Origin of the sequence: Tropicimonas sp. TH_r6 (assembly GCF_033101155.1) — a bacterium.
GTDB lineage: Bacteria > Pseudomonadota > Alphaproteobacteria > Rhodobacterales > Rhodobacteraceae > Tropicimonas.
The window spans coordinates 55,176-74,882 of record NZ_JAWMPX010000024.1; the positions used below are offsets into that span (position 1 = coordinate 55,176).

At 61.2% G+C, this 19,707-nt stretch carries 17 protein-coding genes and 1 pseudogene; 8 read left to right on the top strand and 10 right to left on the bottom strand.

Translation table 11 applies throughout. The features are described 5' to 3' along the window. The first annotated feature begins 33 nt into the window (after positions 1-33). Together R3X27_RS19360 and R3X27_RS19365 are read left to right on the top strand one after the other, a co-directional pair. Positions 34-1,287: an ABC transporter substrate-binding protein gene (locus R3X27_RS19360; RefSeq protein ID WP_317710535.1), complete on the top strand. Its 1,254-nt coding sequence runs from the start codon at positions 34-36 to the stop codon at positions 1,285-1,287. 75 nt (positions 1,288-1,362) lie between these two features. Then, positions 1,363-3,972 (top strand): glycoside hydrolase family 88 protein, encoded by a 2,610-nt coding sequence (locus R3X27_RS19365; RefSeq protein WP_317710536.1) that lies wholly within the window; start codon positions 1,363-1,365, stop codon positions 3,970-3,972. Between the two features lie 64 nt (positions 3,973-4,036). Here R3X27_RS19365 and R3X27_RS19370 read toward each other — a convergent pair whose 3' ends face one another. From R3X27_RS19370 to R3X27_RS19395, 6 genes are all read right to left on the bottom strand, one after another. Then, positions 4,037-4,477 (bottom strand): RbsD/FucU family protein, encoded by a 441-nt coding sequence (locus R3X27_RS19370; protein WP_317710537.1) that lies wholly within the window; start codon positions 4,475-4,477, stop codon positions 4,037-4,039. Between the two features lie 44 nt (positions 4,478-4,521). Continuing rightward, positions 4,522-5,340, bottom strand: a complete 819-nt coding sequence (locus R3X27_RS19375; protein WP_317710538.1) for a DeoR/GlpR family DNA-binding transcription regulator — start codon at positions 5,338-5,340, stop codon at positions 4,522-4,524. Between the two features lie 149 nt (positions 5,341-5,489). Next, entirely contained in the window at positions 5,490-6,557 is a 1,068-nt protein-coding gene (locus tag R3X27_RS19380; RefSeq protein ID WP_317710539.1) for an ABC transporter permease, read from the bottom strand. Next, positions 6,554-8,107 carry a sugar ABC transporter ATP-binding protein gene (locus R3X27_RS19385; RefSeq protein WP_317710540.1) on the bottom strand — a complete coding sequence of 518 codons (1,554 nt, stop codon included), beginning with the start codon at positions 8,105-8,107 and terminating at the stop codon, positions 6,554-6,556. Before R3X27_RS19385 ends, R3X27_RS19380 begins: the two co-directional genes overlap by 4 nt. Continuing rightward, complete coding sequence (locus R3X27_RS19390) at positions 8,107-8,760, bottom strand: DUF2291 domain-containing protein (RefSeq protein ID WP_317710541.1); 654 nt, start codon at positions 8,758-8,760, stop codon at positions 8,107-8,109. Before R3X27_RS19390 ends, R3X27_RS19385 begins: the two co-directional genes overlap by 1 nt. Before the next feature lie 95 nt (positions 8,761-8,855). Further along, entirely contained in the window at positions 8,856-9,794 is a 939-nt protein-coding gene (locus R3X27_RS19395; RefSeq protein ID WP_317710542.1) for a D-ribose ABC transporter substrate-binding protein, read from the bottom strand. Between the two features lie 413 nt (positions 9,795-10,207). Here R3X27_RS19395 and R3X27_RS19400 point away from each other — a divergent pair, with 413 nt between their 5' ends. From R3X27_RS19400 to R3X27_RS25690, 6 genes are all read left to right on the top strand, one after another. Continuing rightward, on the top strand, positions 10,208-11,671 hold the full coding sequence (locus R3X27_RS19400) for a fucose isomerase (RefSeq protein ID WP_317710543.1): 1,464 nt from the start codon (positions 10,208-10,210) through the stop codon (positions 11,669-11,671). Between the two features lie 14 nt (positions 11,672-11,685). Then, positions 11,686-12,537 carry a transketolase gene (locus tag R3X27_RS19405; RefSeq protein WP_317710544.1) on the top strand — a complete coding sequence of 284 codons (852 nt, stop codon included), beginning with the start codon at positions 11,686-11,688 and terminating at the stop codon, positions 12,535-12,537. 1 nt (position 12,538) lies between these two features. Beyond that, on the top strand, positions 12,539-13,498 hold the full coding sequence (locus R3X27_RS19410) for a transketolase family protein (protein ID WP_317710545.1): 960 nt from the start codon (positions 12,539-12,541) through the stop codon (positions 13,496-13,498). Then, positions 13,498-14,964 (top strand): FGGY family carbohydrate kinase, encoded by a 1,467-nt coding sequence (locus R3X27_RS19415; protein WP_317710546.1) that lies wholly within the window; start codon positions 13,498-13,500, stop codon positions 14,962-14,964. The genes R3X27_RS19410 and R3X27_RS19415 overlap by 1 nt, the downstream gene beginning before the upstream one ends. Before the next feature lie 171 nt (positions 14,965-15,135). Continuing rightward, the gene (locus R3X27_RS19420) at positions 15,136-16,032 is read left to right on the top strand and encodes an NAD(P)-dependent oxidoreductase (protein ID WP_317710547.1); all 897 of its coding nucleotides are present in this window, start codon (positions 15,136-15,138) and stop codon (positions 16,030-16,032) included. A gap of 236 nt (positions 16,033-16,268) precedes the next feature. Beyond that, positions 16,269-16,478, top strand: a complete 210-nt coding sequence (locus tag R3X27_RS25690) for an aldo/keto reductase (protein WP_411572515.1) — start codon at positions 16,269-16,271, stop codon at positions 16,476-16,478. Positions 16,479-16,682: 204 nt separating this feature from the next. Here R3X27_RS25690 and R3X27_RS19425 read toward each other — a convergent pair. The 4 genes and pseudogenes from R3X27_RS19425 to R3X27_RS19440 all read right to left on the bottom strand — a co-directional run. Continuing rightward, positions 16,683-16,910 (bottom strand): annotated as a pseudogene (locus R3X27_RS19425) (IS3 family transposase); the annotation flags it as partial. 496 nt (positions 16,911-17,406) lie between these two features. Further along, a complete protein-coding gene (locus R3X27_RS19430; protein ID WP_317710548.1) occupies positions 17,407-17,922 on the bottom strand; it encodes a hypothetical protein in 516 nt (171 codons plus the stop codon). Between the two features lie 89 nt (positions 17,923-18,011). Further along, complete coding sequence (locus tag R3X27_RS19435; RefSeq protein WP_317710549.1) at positions 18,012-19,109, bottom strand: helix-turn-helix domain-containing protein; 1,098 nt, start codon at positions 19,107-19,109, stop codon at positions 18,012-18,014. Positions 19,110-19,287: 178 nt separating this feature from the next. Beyond that, positions 19,288-19,692, bottom strand: a complete 405-nt coding sequence (locus tag R3X27_RS19440; RefSeq protein ID WP_317710550.1) for an IS66 family transposase — start codon at positions 19,690-19,692, stop codon at positions 19,288-19,290. Positions 19,693-19,707: the final 15 nt, after the last annotated feature.

The window sequence follows — 19,707 nt, forward strand, 5'->3', positions numbered from 1 at the left end:
TCACCAACGTCTGCATCTTATGGGAGGAAATAGATGAAACGTTCGACAACAGCACTTGCAACCGTACTTGCCTTGATTGGCTTCAGCGTCGACGCAGCCGAACTCCGGATGAGTTGGTGGGGCGGAGACAGCCGCCACACGGCCACCCAGGACGGCCTCAAGGCCTGCGGCGAAAAGCATGGCCACGTGATCAAGCCGGAATTCACCGGCTGGTCGGGCCACCTCGAAAAGCTCACCACCCGGATGGCCGGCGGCACCGAGGCCGACATCATGCAGGTGAACTGGCCCTGGCTACCGCTTTTTTCCGCCGATGGCACCGGCTTTGCCGACCTGAACGAACTGAGTGAGATCATCGACCTGTCGAGCTGGTCCGACGCTGCAAAAGACAGCTCCACCCTCGGCGGAAAACTCAACGGGTTGCCGGCCTCTCAGACTGGCCTGATCTACTGGTTCAACAAGGACACTTTCGAAGCTGCCGGCCTCGCCTTGCCGACAACGCTGGACGAACTTGTAGCGTCGGCCGCGGTGATGAAGAAGAAGCTGGGTGACGACCACTTCCCACTCTATCTCGTCGGTGAGGACGTCTCCAAGTGGATGCAGAACATTGTCGCGCAGAACACCGGCAAGGGGCTGGTCGACAACGCTTCGATGACCGTGGCTCCCACCGCGGAAGAACTGGTCGCTGCCATCGAGACCTATGGGATGATGGTCGAGAAGGGCGTGACCCCGTCCTGGCAGGATGCCGCCGCCGCGGGGAACATCAAGCTGCACGAAAACCCGAACTGGGCCGCAGGCAAGATCGCCGGTACCTATGTATGGGACTCGACTTACTTCAAATACTCCGACCCGATCACCGCGGGCGAGTTGGTGCCGGCCGGGCTGCTGGGCATAGATGGTGCCGACAATGACGGCGTCTATCGCAAGGCGTCGATGGTCTTCTCGATCTCGGCGAACTCCGACAACACGGAAGCGGCGGCAACGGTCCTGAACTGCCTGCTCAACGAGCCAGAAGGCATCGCCGCCATGGCGACGGCGCGCGGCTTGCCAGCGTCTTCGGTGGCACACAAGCAACTGGCCGATAACGGCAAGATCGTCCCGATTCAGACCGAAGCCAACACCATGGTCCTGGACGCGTCCGGCCCCGAAATCTCGGCCTTCGCCGAGCATCCCGAGGTACGTTCGATTCTGAAGGACACCATGGAGCTATATGCCTATGGCGAGATCTCGGCCGAAGACGCCGCGGGTGACATCATCATGAATGTCAACGAAGTCCTTGAGAAGTACTGAGCCGGCACTTCTTCCCCACGGCTCATAACCCGGACGTGGCGCAAGGCGCCACGTCCCCCAGACGGCAATGAAGTGATGTCAGAAAACCCTGATCTTCGCGTGGGTGCTCTCACGCCTCGTACTGCCGTTGTGCTTCTGGCAGGTCACGACATCCGTTTCAGGTTGCCGGACCCGGTTGGATGGCGCCTTGCAGGTCCGTCTGGCGATGTCTCCGGAACGGCCAACACGGTCGCAGTCTTCCTTGACGACCTCTCCCCACAAACCGAGTATTCCTTGCACGCGAACGGATCCGAGATCCGCTTTCGCACTCCGGCCTGCGCAGGGCTGGTGGATGCGGCCGATTTCGGCCTGAAGGCCGATAGTCTCGACAATTCCGCGGCCTTCGCGTGCGCCATTTCCCAGGTTCCCGATCGTGGGACCTTGCTGATCCCGGACGGATGCTGGCAAACCGGTCCGCTGTTCCTGAAACCGCGAATGACGCTCCATCTGAGCGCCGGCACACGCTTGCTCGGCAGCCCGGACCGAAACCGCTATCCGATCCTGCCGAAATGCGATCACAAGGGGCGGATGACGGGCACCTGGGAGGGTTTGCCCGCAAGCTGCTATTCTTCTCTCATTACGCTGATCGACAGCCCGGATGTCGCAATCACCGGAAGCGGTATTCTCGACGGAGGTGCCGATGCCGCGGATTGGTGGCATGACCACAAGGTGATGCGCGGCGCATGGCGTCCGAGAACAGTCTTTGCACTTCGCTCCGACCGCATGTCGTTGAGTGGCCTCTCCATACGCAATTCACCGAGCTGGACAATCCACCCCGTGAACTGTGATCACACCCGAGTGGCCGGGATCTCGGTCTGGAACCCCTCTGACAGCCCCAACACGGACGGCCTCAATCCAGAGATGTGCCGCGACGTGGTGATCGAAGGCACGTTTTTCTCTGTGGGCGACGATTGTATCGCCATCAAGGCAGGCAAACGCACCGACGAGGGTGGCGCCGACCACCTGGCGCCGAGTCGCCGGATCCTGGTGCGGAACTGCCGGATGGAACGCGGCCATGGCGGCGTGGTCATCGGTTCGGAAATGTCCGGTTCCATCACCCGCGTCCGGGTTGAGAATTGCGAGTTCGATCGGACTGACCGCGGGTTGCGCATCAAGACCCGCCGGGGGCGTGGCGGGCAGGTTTCGAATATCGCGCTTGCCGATTGCACCATGGAGGAGGTCGACACGGCCTTCTCCGCCAATGCGCATTATTTCTGCGACCATGACGGTCATTCCGACGCGGTCCAGAACCGCGCCCCGGCCCCGGTCGGTGAGCTGACCCCCAGGGTGGAGGGCATAGATGTCTCCCGCGTGCGGATCGGCAACACGCGCATCGCAGTCGGCGCCTTCCTCGGCCTTTCCGAGGCCCCGATCAACGGTGTTTCACTGCGGGAAATCGACTACAGCTTCGATCCCGAGGCCACCGCGGGAATCCCACTCATGGCGGACATGGTTCCCTCCATGCGCCATCGCGATCTCTGGCAGGAGAATGCCGATGTGCGGTGGGAGGGTCATGCAAATGGTGCGGCTCAGGTTCGCCCGAACGCCCATGGCGGGCTCCTGGCCTATTTCGACGCCTATGCCGGGAAGTATTCTCCCTACAAGCTCGGCAACTGGTGTTATGAGGACGGGCTGGTCTATCTCGGCCTGATCGCCCTGCACAAGGCGACCGGCGACAGCCGTTGGTTCGCCCACTTGCGCCGCCTCGCCGACGCACGGATCGGACCGGATGGCACACTCGATGGCCATAAGATCTCCGACTACAATATCGACAACATTCTCGCTGGGCGGGCGCTGTTCCACCTGTTCGACGAAGTCGGCGACCGGCGCTATGCCGATGCGGCCGCCCGACTGATCCGGCAACTGGACAATCATCCACGCACGGAGTGCGGGAATTACTGGCACAAGCTGCGCTACCCATGGCAAGTCTGGCTCGACGGGCTCTACATGGGACTGCCGTTCCAGCTCGAATATGGGGTGCGACAGGATCGGACGTCCCTGGTGGAGGATGCCGTTGCGCAGCTGAGAACTGCGCTGCGGCGTATGTACAAGCCGGCGACGGGTCTGCATGCCCATGCCTGGGATGAGGCGTGCGAACAGCCCTGGGCGGATCCCGTTACCGGTTTCAACGCCGATCACTGGGCGCGGGCGAATGGCTGGCTGGCCATGGCGCTGGTTGACATCTGCGGGCTTCTCGGCGCCGAGCAAGCGGCCACGACGGGTCTCGGGCAATCGACGCGGGAAATGCTGTGCCGGGTGGTCGAGATGCAGACGGAAGCCGGCCTCTGGCTGCAGGTACCGGACAGGCCGGATCTTGCCGGGAACTGGGAGGAGGTCTCTGCCTCGGCCATGTTCGCCTATGCGCTGCTGAAGGCAGACCGCCTTGGACTGGCGCCCGAACGGGGAGGGATGGCGGGACGCGCCGGGTTCGACGCCCTTGGCGCCGTCATTGAGGCAAGCGATCGCAGCTCCGAAGGCGCTGGCTTTGGCCCGATGTGCCATGTCGCCGGGCTTGGTTCGTTCCAGGACCGGTACCGGGATGGTACCGCCGAATACTACATCTCCGAGACCAGGTGCGACGACGATCCGAAGGGTGTTGGACCGATGATGATGGCAACGGCGGAAATCCTGCGTCTGGATACCTGATCGGCGACAAGCAGCCAATATCACCACGGAACGCCGGTGGCTCACCAGGTCCTGGCTGCTCCGGTCAGCCGGGACCAGACCGGACGACCCCTTTCTTCAGGATCACGTTGCCATAGAGACGACGTTCACCCGTCTGGACGACGGCAAAGGCCTGTTTTGCGAGCTCATAGAAGGCAAACCGTTCGAGCGACGACAAGGGCGCCGGATTGTCGGCTGTCGCCTCGATCACCCGCTGGAACGCCGCGACCGCTTCCGGCATGGCGTCGGCATCGCCAACGACCTGCATCACATGCGCGGGGTCCGGCACGAAGTCGTCAAGTGGCATGATCGAGAGGATGGCCTCTGCCACATCGGGAGCTGTCAGTCCGTCAAGGCGCACGACCCGTTGGCCGCAGGACGCACCGGGGAAATTGGCGTCGACAATGGCGATATCATCGCCGTGGCCCATCGACGCCAGTATATGCAGCAGATCCGGCGACAGGATGGGGTTGATACCGATGAGCATGACGTGCCTCCCTCAACAGGCCACGGGAACCGACCGAAACAATGTCAGCCGGCAATAAGCAGTTCGATCCCGCGGCGTTCAAATTCCTTGGCATCCCGGTCCGAGATTCCGGAATCGGTGACGAAGGTATTGATCAACTCCAACGCTCCCAGTCGGGTGAAAGAGGATTTGTTCACCTTGGTCGAATCCGCGACGAGATAAACATGGGAGGCGGCATTGATCATCGCCTTCTTCAACTCCAGATCGGCGAAGCTGGGATAGGTGAGCCCTGCCTCCGGACCGACACCTGCGGTGGCAAGGAAGAGCTTTCCAGCGTAGATATTGTGAAAATATTCGACCGCCTTGTCGCCGCTCACCGAGAGCGTTGGCGACTTGAACTGACCGCCGGGCAGATGCACGGCGAATCCCGGAACCGCGCCAAGCAGGATGGCGATATTCAGAGCATTGGTGATGATCGTCAGGCCGTGGCGATCGGTCAGGCGGGTGGCGACCTCGGTCGTGGTCGTGCCAGCATCCATGATCAGCGTTTCACCATCCTCCACCAGCGAAGCGGCTAGCGCGCCAATTTGGCGCTTCTTGTCCATGTTCTCCATGTGTTGGAGCACCATGGTTCCGGCCTTGGGCGGCAGGCGGTTGAGATGGGCGCCCCCGTGTTCGCGGGTGATCCGCCCATCTCGTTCCAGCCGCTCGAGGTCTTGCCGAATTGTCGCCTCAGAGACTTCGAAGGCGGTGGAGAGGTCGCGCACCCGGGCGCTGCCCTCTTCCTCCAGCCATGCGAGGATCTTGCGCCGCCGAGGTTCGGCCAGCAGGCCGGTGGTGACCTCAGTCGCCGGGTTCTGTTTTTCGGGCACGGGTTTGTTCATCTTGCTGCCTCGGATCGGGAGCGTTCTTCACACCCCGGCTTTCGAATGGTCTTGCATATGTCCTTACATCAGCGCCAATCGGATGCAAGCGGAGCCAAACGGACCCATTCGTGCCTTCCCCCGGCCAGGCCCTGGCCGAGGAGGACTGTCTATTTGCTGAGCGCCGCCTGCTGCTGGAGCACGACACGGGCCTGCAATTTCTGCTGCGCCTGATCGACAACCACGGCGGCGATGATGACGAGGCCCTTGATGACCGTCTGCCAAAAGGCCGAGACCCCCATCATGACGAGCCCGTCCGACAAGATGCCGATGACAAAGGCGCCGATGATCGTGCCCGCGATCTTGCCGCGCCCGCCCGACATCGAGGTGCCGCCGAGCACTGCCGCGGCGATGGCGTTCAACTCGAAGGTGTTGCCCGTGGCCGGATGAGAGGCAACGAGTTGCGAGGAGATGATGAGACCGACAAGGGCAGCACAGAAGCCGGAGAAGACGTAAACGGCGATCTTCACCCGGTCCACCTGCACACCTGAGAGGCCGGCGCCCTTCTCGTTGCCACCCACGGCATAGATGTGCCGCCCAAGCGGCGTGCGCTTGGCCACATAGGCCGCGCCAAGGCCGACGGCGATCAACATCCAGATCGAGATCGGGATGCCGAGGAAATCCCCGGCTCCGATCAGGTAGAAGCTGTCATTTCCATATTCAGGATTGCCGTTGAGGTTCGGGAACGTGCGGCCATCGGAAGAGAGCAGCGCCGCGCCACGCGCAACATACAGCATGCCGAGTGTTGCAATGAACGGCGCCACGTTGAGTTTCGTTATCAGCAAGCCGTTGATCAGCCCGATGAAAAGCCCAACCAGGATGACGAGAAGCATGATCTCGATCGTGTTGAACTGGATCGTCCAGCCCAGCCCGATGTCAATGCCGTTCAGCACCAGCCAGCCTGCGACCATGCCGCAAAGCCCGACGATGGAACCGACCGAGAGGTCGATACCGCCGGTGATAATGACGAAGGTCATGCCGATGGCAAGGAACGCGTTCAGCGCCACGTGCTTTGACATGATCACCATGTTCGACGCGCTCAGGAAGTTCGGCGCGGCGAAGGCGAAGAAGGTGAAGACGAGGATCAGTGCGATGAAGGTCCGCGCCTTGAGGATCACGAGAAGGGCTGCGCTGGAGCCGCTCTCCTGAGCGGATGGCTTGGCAGTTGCAGAGTTCATGCCGCGGTTTCCTCCGGGTTTCCTGTAGTGTCGGTGGCCTTTCCAGGGGTGGAAGCGGCCACGATCTGTTCACTTGTGACATCGGATGCGTCGAACTCGGCGCTGATCCTGCCATCGGCCATCACCGCGATCCGGTCCGAAAGCGCCATGACCTCCTCGAGATCCGAGGTAACGAAGATGATGCCCAGCCCTTCGGCGGTGAGCCGCCGCATTGTGCGGAACATCTCGGCCTTGGCACCGATATCGATTCCCCGGGAAGGCTCATCCATCAACAGCACCTTGGGCCGCGTCATCAGCGCCTTGGAGACCACCACCTTTTGTTGGTTGCCGCCGGACAGCGACGAGACCGGGTTCTCCAGAGAGACGATCTTGATCGAGAGTTCCTTGACGAACTCGGCCGCAGCCTTTGCCTCGGCCGCCAGGTTCATGTGGAAGACCTTTGTGAAATCCTTCAGCGAGGAGAGCGTGATATTCTCCCGGATCGACAGGATATCGACCAGCCCGTCCCGCTTGCGGTTTTCCGGGATCAACGCAATTCCGCGTCCAATCCGTCCGGCGACGGTCTTCTCACGCACCTCCCGCCCTTCGACGTAGATCCTGCCCTTGCTGTGCGGATGCTGGGCCATGATGCATTCGAAGATCTCGGAACGCCCTGCCCCCATCAGCCCATAGATGCCAAGGATCTCGCCCGCGCGGACCGAAAGCGAAACATTGTCGACAGAGAAGCCACCGCCCATCCGCGGCAGCGCAAGGCCTTCGGCACGAAAGACTTCCGGCCCGAATGCCAGTACGTCCGTCTTGGGGAAGTCCTTCGAGGCACCGCCGATCATGTTGCGCACGATCCAGCCAAGATCGATACCCTCCATCGAGCGCGCTCCGGTCACCTCGCCGTCGCGCAGCACGGTGATATAGTCTCCGATCCGCACCAGCTCTTCGAGCCGATGGGAGATATAGACGATGCCCACGCCGTCCTTTTTCAACTCGTGGATCACCCGGAAGAGGATCTCCACTTCCGCCGAGGAAAGCGCCGAGGTTGGTTCGTCGAGGATCAGGATCCTGGCGTCCTCGACAAGGCTCTTGGCGATCTCGATGATCTGCTGCTGACCGATCCGCAGGTCGCCGACCGGCATGTCCGGGTCGATATTGCCGTGTTCGAGCCGATCCAGCACCTTGCGTGTAAGGGCCCGCTGCGCGTCGAGATCGATATCGACACCAGCACGGGTGATCTCGCGGCCAACGAAGATATTCTCGGCCACGCTCATGTTGGGGAAAAGGTTGAGTTCCTGAAAGACGATGCCGATCCCGGCACGGGCCGCGGCGTTCTTGTCACGGAAGTCTACGGGCTCGCCGAAGAGCTCCATCCGCCCGTCGGTGAGCGGTTCCACTCCGGCGACGATTTTCATCATCGTCGACTTGCCCGCGCCGTTCTCCCCCACGAGCACGTTCACCGCCCCCATGTGGAGATCAAAGCTCACATCGTTGAGCGCCACCGTGCCCGGGTAGACCTTGGTGCCGCCGCGGATTGTCAGTCCGATTTCATGACTTTCCATCACTGATCTCCACCAGTGGACAGCACAACCGGCACCAGAAGGACCGGGTCGGACGCTTTGGCCAGGCTGAATGCGCCAGTGAAGCTCACGGTCTCGCCAACCAGGTCACCGTCAGGGAGGCTGATCGCCGCCCCGGCTGTGTCGTTTAGCGCGCGCGCCAGCTTTGCGAATTCGATCTGGTCGCGGAATTCGGTGAAGACGTAGAAGTTTGCTGAATCCCGCAGGGCCGTGCCCTTGATCACCGGGCCGAGCTGGATCGAAAGATCCGCCGCACCATCCTCGGTCACGTCCACTTCGAGCTTTGCAGCGCGTGAGTCGCGATTGGACGCGACGACCTTGCCCTCACCCTTCGCAATGAAGTTCCAGGGGCTGCCTTCGCTTGCCTTGGGAATCCCGAGAGACTCGCCAGCCGTGTCGAGATCCTGCCCGATGGCGTCAAGCACCGCTCCGATATCTTTCGCGCCTGTCTCCATATGCGGGACCACACGGGGGGTGTATTCCCTTGCCACGAGTGCTGCCATTCGCTCGGCGTCAGTCATGTTGGCTTCCGAGAGCGCTGCTTCTTCGGCAGTGGGGTTCTTGACGATCTTGCAACCGGTCAGCACAGGCAAGACGACCAATGCGCAGGTTGCGATCAAAAGGGTTCGTTTCATGTCGAACCTTTGCTCTTTGGGATCTTTCCGCCCTGAGGCGCCTTGGTGGTCCGGCACACCCTGGAGGAATGTGCCGAACCGGCTTCACGTCGAACTCACTCGCTCAGCGCGAAGGTTTCGAGCTTGGCTGCGTTGTCGCCGTTGATCAAAACGCAATCCATGAGCTGCTTTTCGTCAAGCCCGGTCGAACCGGTCTTGAGGTACTGGTCGGCCTGCTCGACGGCAAGCTGGGCCTGGCGGTAGGCGGGCTGCAGCACGGTGGCCTTGATGCCGCCCGCCTTGATCGAGTCGCGCACGTCGTTGGAACCGTCGAAGCCCACAACGATCACGTCTTCGCGGCCAGCGGCCTTGAGTGCTGCCCAAGCCCCCATCGCCATGGTGTCGTTGCCGGAGATCACGCCCTTGATTTCGGGATTGGCCTGCAACATCGTCTCCATGACAGTGTAGCCTTCGGTTTGCGACCAGTTGGCGGTCTGTTGGGCAACCATTTCCATGTCGTACTGGTCGATGATGTCGTGATAGCCCGAGGATCGGATGCCGGCATTTGTGTCGGACTCGCGGCCCAACAGTTCAGCGTATTTGCCAGTCTCGCCCATCAGTTTGACGAACTCCTCGGCACCCAGTTGCGCGCCCTGGTAGTTGTTCGACACGATCTGGCTGACGGCCACGCCGCTCTCCGTGATCTCGCGGTCGATCAGGAAGGACGGGATTCCCGCTTCCTTGGCGCGCTTGACGGCGGCGACGGTCGCGTCAGCCCCGGCATTGTCGAGGATAATGGCCACTGCGCCGCTGGCGATGGCAGAATCGAAGAGCTCGGACTGCTTGTTGGCATCGTCGTCATGCACCATCAGCACTGTGTCATAGCCCAGTTCTTTTGCCTTGGCTTCCGCGCCGACGGCCTCGGCCTTGAAGAACGGGTTGTCATGGCTCGGCGTGATGATCGCAATCAGACCTTCGGCCGATGCGAAGCTCGGCAGCGAGGTTGCGATACCAAGGGCGACGACGGACAGCAGCAGCCTGCGTTTGATAATCATGGGGTCTCCTCCAAGTCGGTCTTTGGCCCACCACGGGCCTTCCTCCGAGCACAAATAGACGATTGCTTTCGTTCGTTGTCAATTTATTTTGTTTTCAGCTTCGAGTTTTGAGTATTTTCGACTCTCCAATGAGGAGTTGAAGCTAACGCGCAAAGGCTTGGTTGTGGCGGCTTTGTGTGGCGTGACGGTTGAATTGTCGCATCATGGCCCATTAAGCGCTCTTGATGCATCGCTTGGATCGGGTTTCCACCGACTCGCTTGAAGTGCGATGACGATTCCACGATTGGGAAAGTCACAACCGCGGCGGAGGAGAATTCAATTGAAAACCGCAGTGTTCGAAACTAAACAGAAGAAAACGAGACTACCGCTGCCGAGTCGACCTTCGAGTCGTACTCGGCGGCCAAGGAGGAGAGATGACTGACCAGAAGCTCAAACCCGTGACCCTCGGCCTTGTCATCGGCAGCCGCGCCTTCTTCAATGGCGCGCCCTGCAAGGCTGCGCGTGACGAAACCGTCGCCCAGATGGAGAAACTCGGCATCGTTGTGCGGACACTCCCCTTTGAGGCAACGGTGAATGGCGCGGTGCAGGGCATGGAGGATGCCAAGCTCTATGCGGATTTCTTCAAGCAACATCGCGACGAGATCAACGGGTTGGTGATCTGCCTGCCGAATTTCGGTGACGAGATCGCGGTGGCCGAACTGGTCAACCGGGCGAAACTGGACGTGCCGATCTTGCTGCAGGCCAGCAATGACGAGGTGGACAAGGTCGACGTGCATTCCCGCCGCGACGCCTTCTGCGGCAAGCTTTCGGTCGCCAACAATTTCTACCAGTATTCGGTGCCCTTCACCGAGACCACTTCGCATACCTGCGACACGCATGGTGCGGCTTTCGGGCAGGATCTCGACCGCTTCGCCCGGACCTGCCGGACGGTGCAGGGGCTCCGGAATGCCCGGCTTGGCGCGATCGGCGCGCGCACCGCGCCCTTCCAGACCATGCGCTACTCCGAGAAGCTGCTGCAGGACGGTGGCGTCACTGTCGTCACCGCCGACCTCTCCGAACTGATCGCCGCCGCCGGGGCGATCGAGGAGAGTGACGGGGACTTGCAGGGCAAGCTCGCCGCGATCCAGGCCTATGGAACGATCCCGGCCCACATCACCAAGGACCAGATCCTGAAGCAGGCCAAATGGAGCCTCGCTGTCAATCGCTGGATTGCGGAGAACGAATGCGATGCCTCGGCCATCCAGTGCTGGCGTTCCCTGCAGGACAATTTCGGCTGTGCCACCTGCCTGACCATGTCGATGATGGGTGAGGAGCTGATGCCGTCTGCCTGTGAGGTGGACGTCATGGGCGCATTGTCCATGTACACGCTCACACTGGCCGCCGGGGCGCCCTCCGCGATCCTTGACTGGAACAACAATTATGCCGACGAGGTGGACAAATGCGTCTGCACCCATTGCGGCAACTATCCCAAGCAGTTCATCGGCGACACGCCGGAGGTCAGCGAGCTTGACGTGCTCGGCGAGACCATCGGGCGCACCAAGTGCTTCGGTGCGGTGAAGGGAAAGGTTCAGCCCGGAGATATGACCTTTTTCCGGCTTTCCTCAGATGACCGCGCCGGTACGCTCAAGGCCTACACCGGCCAGGGCGCCTTCACAGACGATCCATTCCCGATGGATGGCGGCATCGCCGTCACACATGTGAACCGCCTGCGTGAGCTGATGGCTTTCGTGACCCAGAACGGCTTCGAGCACCATGTCGCGATGGTGCGTGGTCATCACGCAGATGTCGTGGCCGAGGCCGCAATGCGTTACCTGCGCTGGCCGCTCTATCACCATGACGGACCGATTGTGCCGACCATGGCCTGGCCCGGCCGCTGAGACGAGGAGCAGACATGACAGACCTCCCCACCCTGACCAGACCGGAAAGCAGCGCCGAAACTCTGGAGGTGATCCGCGAGCGGGCCGCGTGGTTGCGCCGGCGCTCACTACAGATGGTCTACGCAGCCAAGCTCGGCCATCCCGGCGGCGACCTCTCGGCCGCCGACATCCTCGCGACGATCTATTTCGGCGTGCTGCGGTACGATCCCACTCGGCCCGCTGCGCCAAACCGCGACCGCTTCATCATGAGCAAAGGGCATGCAACCGGCATCATTTACGCGACGCTCGCCGCGGCGGGTTACTTCCCGGTCGAGGAACTGAACACTTACATGCAACCGAGATCCCGGCTGAACGGGCACCCGAACCGAACCTACCTTCCCGGCATCGAGACCAATACCGGCCCGCTCGGCCACGGCTTCCCGGTCGCCACAGGCATTGCCATTGCCGGGCAGATCTCTGGCGCCGACTACCGCACATATGTGCTGGTCGGGGATGGTGAAAGCCAGGAGGGATCGAACTGGGAGGCCGCCATGACGGCGGGTCACCGCGGGCTGAAAAACCTCACGCTGATCGTCGATCGCAACCGGCTGCAACAAGGTTCGAAGACCGAAGACACCTGCGGGCTCGATCCGATGGACGCCAAGTTCGAGGCTTTCGGATGGGATGTCGAGATGGTCGATGGCCATGACCACGCGCAACTTCTCGACGTACTCGGCCGCCCCGTCGGTGACCGCGAAAAGCCGCTGGCGGTGATCGCCAACACGATCAAGGGCAAGGGCGTGTCGTTCATGGAGAACGGCGTGAAATGGCACCACGGTATCCCCAACGCCGAGGAATTCGAGATCGCGATGAAGGAGCTGGCGTAAGATGGCAGTTGAAGCACAAAACGACCGGCCGATGTATGATTGCCGGAACGCCTTCGTCGAAACACTGGAAGCTCTGGCGGCGACCGACGAGCGCATCGTCGCGGTGGCCAACGATTCCGTCGGTTCTTCCAAACTCGGCGGTTTTCAGAAGAAATTCCCCGAGCGCCTGGTCAATGTGGGGATTGCCGAGCAGATGCTGGTAGGGGCGGGCGCAGGGCTTGCCAATGGCGGCAAGATCCCCTTCGTTTCCGCAGCTTCCTGTTTCCTGACGGGGCGGGCGTTGGAGCAGATCAAGGCCGATATCGCCTATTCCGACACCAACGTGAAGCTCGTGGGCCAATCGAGCGGCGTGGCCTATGGCGAGCTTGGCGCGACACACCATTCTATCGAGGATTTCGCCTGGCTCCGACCGCTGACCAACATCACCACGATCGTACCAGCCGATCCCTGGGAGACGGCCGAAGCCGTCAAATGGGCCGCCGCGCATGAAGGGCCTGTCTACATCCGATTGAGCCGCATGCCGGTTCCGGCGCTCGAGATCGCCAAAAGGACGTTCGAGCCCGGAAAGGCGGAACTGGTCCGCGACGGATCTGACCTGACGATCATCGCCTGTGGCACCATGGTTCACCTCGCCGTGGGAGCAGCCGAAATACTTGCGGCCGAAGGCGTCTTGGCGCGAGTCCTCAACCATTCTACGATCAACCCGCTGGACGAGGCGGCGATCCTCCAAGCCGGCGAAACCGGCGCGGTCGTGACGGTCGAAGAGGCCTCCGTTCGTGGTGGACTTGGCGGCGCTGTGGCCGAGTTTCTTGCGACGCACAGACCTGTGCCGATTGAGATCATGGGTTTCCCCGGGTTCGCTCCCACTGGATCGGTCGAATGGCTGTTCGCTCAGAATGGGTTGACGGCTGAGGGGATCGCCAGCGCTGCGCGAAAGGCGCTCTCCCGAAAGGACACATGATGAGCGGCCCACGGATCCTGGCGGTCGACCAGGGAACAACCAATACCAAGGCGTTTCTGGTCGACGGTGGCGGTGCAATCGTCGCGAAGGCATCGGTTCCGCGGGCTTCCAGCTACCCGCATCCCGGGTGGGCCGAGCAATCGGCCGACGAGATCTGGCAAAGCGTACAGACAGCCATCAAGGCCGTTATTGACGATTCTGGGTCGGAAGGCATCGAGGGCGTAGCGATCACCAATCAGCGTGAATCGTTGGTCGTCTGGAATGCCGAGACCGGGGAGCCGACCGCCCCCTGCATTCTGTGGCAATGCCGGCGAACAGCCGACGCGGCCCAGGCCTTGCGGGATGCGGGGCATGACGACTGGGTCACCGATCGCACCGGGCTGTCGATCAACCCGCTTTTTCCGGCCAGCAAGCTCGGCTGGGTGATGCAGAACGTTCCGGAGGCGGGCGAACTTGCTGCGACCGGAACACTGAGGGCCGGCACGATAGACTGCTGGCTGCTGTGGAACCTGACGGCCGGCGCGGAATTCGCCACTGACCACTCCAATGCCTCGCGTACACAGCTATTCGACACCGGAGCGCACTGCTGGGACGCAAAACTCTGTGACCTCTTCGGCGCACCGATCGGCGCCTTGCCGGAGGTGCGTTCGTCTAATGCCCGGATGGGGGTGACAAGGGGCGTTGCCGACCTTCCGGATGGCCTGCCCATCCTTGCAATGATGGGGGATTCCCACGCCGCGCTCTACGGCCACGGCGTGAGAGAACCCGGGTTGGTCAAGGCAACTTATGGCACCGGCTCTTCGCTGATGGCGTTGGTGCCGGAGCGGACCAGATCCACGCATGGTCTCTCGGGCACGATTGCCTGGTCACGTGGCGCGCAGGTCTCTTACGCCATTGAAGGCAACATCACCGTTTCGGCACAGGCGGCTGCGTTTGCCGCAGAGATGCTGGGAATCGAGGATGCTGCCGCTCTCTCGAGGCTTGCGCAAACTGTGGATGAAACCAACGGGGTAGCCTTCGTGCCGGCCCTTTCGGGCCTCGGCGCCCCTCATTGGGACGATAGGGCCCGCGGTGCGATTTCCGGCCTGACGCTGGCCAGCACGCGTGCCCATGTCGCGCGGGCCACATTCGAAGCCATCGCCATGCAGATCGCCGATGTCTTCCATGCCATGGAGGCCGATGTCGGTGGCAGGATGGAGGCTTTGCTGGCCGATGGCGGCGCCTCGGAAAACGCTTTTCTGATGCAGCTGCAGGCCGACCTTCTCGACCGACGCGTCATTCGCCGCGATGTCGCCGAAATCGGCGCTCTGGGCGTGGCGGCCATGGCACTTGAGAGCATTGGAGTGGACTGCTCCCAGGTGCTTGCAGATTCGGCCCACGAGGAGTTTGCGCCGGCGATTGCGAGCACCGATCGCGAGAAGATCATTCAGACTTGGCATCTCGCCGTTGAACGGTCGAAAAACTGAAACGGACCATCGCGTGCGCGCGCTCGATCCGGACCCAACTGGGCGGGGGGCGAGATCCACGGGGACGTTCACTCGCCATAGATCCGATGCGATTTCAGCACAGGAGTGTCAGCGCGAGGCGGCACTGGAGTTTCGGGGCGACAGAGAGACCGCCCGCAGCAGGAGGAAACCATGCGCATTCTGTTTACCGGTGGCTCGGGCAAGGCCGGCCGCCATGCCTGTCGATATCTCAGGGACCAGGGGCATCGGGTCGTCAATGTCGATCTCAAGCCGCTCGACGAGCCCGGCATCGACAATCTGATTGCCGACATCACTGACAGCGGGTCGATGTTCAACGTGATGACCAGCTATGCGAATTTCGACGAGTTGGAACCGGGCACGGGAGTTCCGGTTTTCGATGCGGTCGTGCATTTCGCCGCTGTTCCGCGCATTCTGATCAACCCCGATCACGAGACCTTCCGGGTCAACACGATCGGCACCTACAACGTGATCGAAGCGGCAGTGAAGCTCGGCATCCGCAAGATCGTCTTCGCCTCCTCGGAGACAACCTATGGCGTCTGTTTTTTCGACGGGGAGACCAGTCCGGACTATCTGCCCGTGGACGAGGAGCACGACACCAACCCGGTGGACAGCTACGGACTCTCCAAGGTGCTCAACGAGAAGACGGCCCGCGCCTTCCAGCGCCGTTCGGGGATAGACATCTACGGCCTGCGCATCGGCAATGTCATCGAGCCGCATGAATATGAGCGCTTTCCCGGCTTCTTCGCCGATCCGGGCTGCCGTCGGCGCAACATCTTCTGCTATATCGACGCCCGCGATCTCGGGCAGATCGTGGACCGCTGCCTGCAGACCGACGGGCTCGGGTTCCAGATATTCAACGCCAGCAATGACACCAACTCCGTAAATCTGCCCGCGCGAGAGATCGCCGAGCGCTTCTTCCCCGGCGTGCCAGTGGCCGACGACCTCGGCAAAAACGAAGCCCTCTATTCCAACCGGAAGATCAAGGAGATGCTGGGCTTCGAAGAGGAACATGACTGGCGCCGATACCTCGACGCAGAGCGCATGTGAGCGGGATGAAAACCTCTCCTCGGACGCCGTGCCTTCGGTGGCGTGCGGCGTTTCTGCAACCGAGCCGCAAGGGGCAAGGAATGAAGAAGATCAATGGGATACGACACCTTGAACCGGGACGGTCCGCAGGCTTATGACAGCGTGCGTTCCGCGCTCGATACCGGTTTCCGGCATATCGATACGGCCAGTGCTATAACAACGAGGAATTCGTCGGCGCGGCTATCGCCGAAAGTGGCATCGCGCGCGACGAGGTATTCCTGACAACCAAGGTGGCGCCGGAGAGCTTCGGCCCCGGGCAGATCATGGGGCATGTTCGCACATCGCGGGACAAATTCAGGGTCACGAAGCTCGACCTGCTCCTGCTCCATTATCCATCGATCAAGGACGCGTATGTTCCACCCCCGCTCCAGCGCGCACCAGTCGGCTGGTGTGCGCTAAGTCACTGATTATCCGAGCCTATAGTTCGGACTCTCCCGAGTGATCTGGACATCGTGGACGTGCAAATCATTCCCCATAACATACTGATTTAAATAAGGTAGATTCATTTTCAACAGCGGTGAACAGCGGTAATTCTGCCTGATCCAGTTACATTTTGGCCTTCCAAGTTGGGTCTGATGTACCGCCCCGGTTTCTGAGACACCCGTTTGGATCTACGCGGCCACGGGTTGGCTGTCCATCTGGTCACCTCTGAACTGGGCTGGCGAGCCGTGGCCGTGTCGCTCGATCAGCCATTCCTCGTTGTAGGTCTTTCGGAATGCGATCAGCGCCTCGCGGAGGCCTTCGAGGGTGTCGAAGGTTCTGACCCACGGCGGGTTCTCCCTGAGGGTCCGGATGAAGCGCTCGGCGCAGCCGTTGCCCTCGGAGGCCCGGATGAAGGCCACCGCCTGACATGAAGCCCATGCTATAGCTTAGCCCGGCGGAAAACTGGTCGAATATCCAGGAGCACCTCTCACATCGCGCAGAGAGATCCTGAACGCCGTGACTGTTCGGCGCAGGCACCCCGTCGTCGTGGGGAGTGTCGCGGCTACGCTGCCTGCACAGCCAAACTCCACGGCATCAGTTCGTCGAGACGATTGATCTTGTGATCGGCGATGCGACCAAAAGAAACCAGGTCAGTCATGCCTGAGGATTTCCGCCGTTCAACTTGGCTGTTTCGATCGGCGAGGCGACGAAGGCCATTGCCTTTTCCGCCACCTTGGAACCGGCAAACGGAACTGATGCGCGATCCATCCTGGGGGCGCGTTTCCTGCCTTCGCCGGACCGTCACGGGTGTTCGCTATCTGACGCCAGATACTGCTGACCACTGAAACCTGGCCTGTACTTATTGGGCCAGGTTTCTTGTGGAGAAATTGAATTTTCGAATGTGGCGCCTCGCTATTCAATCGATTTCGGAGTCGGGTTTGCGTCTCCGTCATTGCAGGGAGTTTCCGAGGCCCGCGCGCCAAAGACATCCGCCGAGATGTTGCGGCCCGGATTGATGACATACCCGGCATCCGCCGAAAGGCCCGAGTGGATCACGATGCCGTCGGCCTCATCGCTGACAATGTCCGCCCCGTTCAGAAGCGCCTCTACGATTTGTGCATCACGGATCTCAAGGACGATGGGCGCAGCCCGGCGCACCTCGATGCTGTCGCCGGAGAAGCCGCCGGCAACGAAGCGCACGGGCAGGTCGTGACAGGTGCTGCCGATCTGGATATGCGCGGTGCCCGACCCGCCAAGGCCGCGCAACTGCAAAAGGTTGGCCGAACGCGGGTTCGGAATCGTGATCACAGCGCGATGAATGCCTGTGCCTTGTGCCGACACTGGTGCCGACAGGCCCAAAAAGACGAGCGCGACGGCCCAAGTGATGCATTTGGCTGCATTGCGGGCTGGTTTTGAGAATTGGATCATCGGGTTCAAATCCTTTGCTTTGTCTGCGCCCTTCGGATGGAGGGCGTGGCACAAGACAAAGGGTATCCGTCACCCCGGTGCGCCCGATTTCACGATGTCGAACGTTCGGATGCCTGTTTTCGGACCATTGGCGCGTCGGGCCTGTGTGACTTTCGGTGGCCTGACGGGGTTTGCCCGGTGATCCGACGAAACTCTGTGTTGAAGCTCGATTTGCTGATGAAGCCGGACTCAAGCATGACATCCGTCACGGGAAGGGTCGTGCTCTCGAGCAGGTGGACCGCATGTTGCACACGCAGCCCGTTGATGTAGCGCGATGTGTTTTCCCCGGTCACCCGGTTCACGGCGGACGATACGGATCGCGCCGGAACCCCCAGGCGCCGGCCGAGGCGAGCAACGGTAATCTCCGGGTCCTGAAACAGGTTTGCCTCCGCCATCAAGACGTCAAGTTTTTCGAAGATCGCACGATCTTCATCCAATGGGCGGGCAATCGATTGAGCCTCGTCCTCGGTCTGGCGATCTGAACCGATCACAAGGGCGAGGCCGGTAACGACCCCAAGTGAGATGGTCGCCACAGCCAGGAACGCTGCATCTGACAACAAGGCCATCGCCCGTGCCTCACCGGCGGCCATGCCCGTGATCAGAACGCTTGCATCAATGATGACCACGAGGGTGATAAAGGCCAGGCAACCACCAAGCGCAGTGCGCAAGGCAGGGTCGGCTTGTGGCGCAATGTGGACAAACCTCTCAGACGGCAACCGCAAAAGGCCGAGCAGACGAACGGCATAGATGGTGTTGACGAGGATGACCGCCACAGAAGCGGTCCAGGGATATGGCACGGCGATGATGATCCAGGCCAGGGCCACGATGCTTGCAGCAACCCGTACCGCACCGCTGTTCGGCACACCGTTCTGCGTCGTGAGTGCGTGAAAGCCAAGCCAGAACGCAGGTGCCGTGACGGCGGCGAGATAGGGCTGCAGCACGATGAAGACCGGATCGCTGAATTGAAACCGGACCCCGACGAAAACGGCAACGATCGCAATAGAGATCAGCGCAACACCGAAGCTCGTCCGCGCAAAGACGGGCATCCGAACCTGGCGTGCAACAATCGCGACCAGCAACAGCGCAAAGATCGAAAGCAGCCATGCCACGGGTATCGACGCCATTCCCTTGTCCTTCTCCGCGTTCATTTCGACAGGCGGATCTGTCAGCTGGCCCACCCAACACAGCTGCCGCAGCGGACAGGCGTGGTTTCACGGAACCCTACGTGTTTCTCAGGTGTTTGACGACATACCGGGCCATTCTTGCGTTCGAAATCACGCTTTCGAACGTTTCCGACGGTGAGTGTCCGGTGAAGGTGCACTGGCGTTACGTTGTCAAGCGCGCTTGCCCTGCCTGTGCGGCGTAACTCCAAGGCATAGTTTCGTCGGAACGTTGGGTCGTGTTATCGGCGATGCGTCTGAGCCCCCATCTCATCCATGATTGCGGATCGACGCTGTTCTGCTTGGCGGCCTCGATCAGGGTGAAAGCGATGGCCATGGCTCTCCCGCCGCCTTCGGAACCGACGAACATCCAGTTATCTCTTCCGATGGAGATAGGTTCCAACGCCTGTTCAGCTGCGGTGTTGTCCAGTTCCGGGTGATCGTGGTCGAGATAGGATTGCGCTCTCGGCACCAGATCAAGGGCATTGCAGATAGCCTGTTCCAAGGGCGAGTTTTCCGAGATCCGGGGTGGTGGACACAGGATTCGTTCGGTGATTTGCAGAAGCAGCAGACTTCAAACATACGC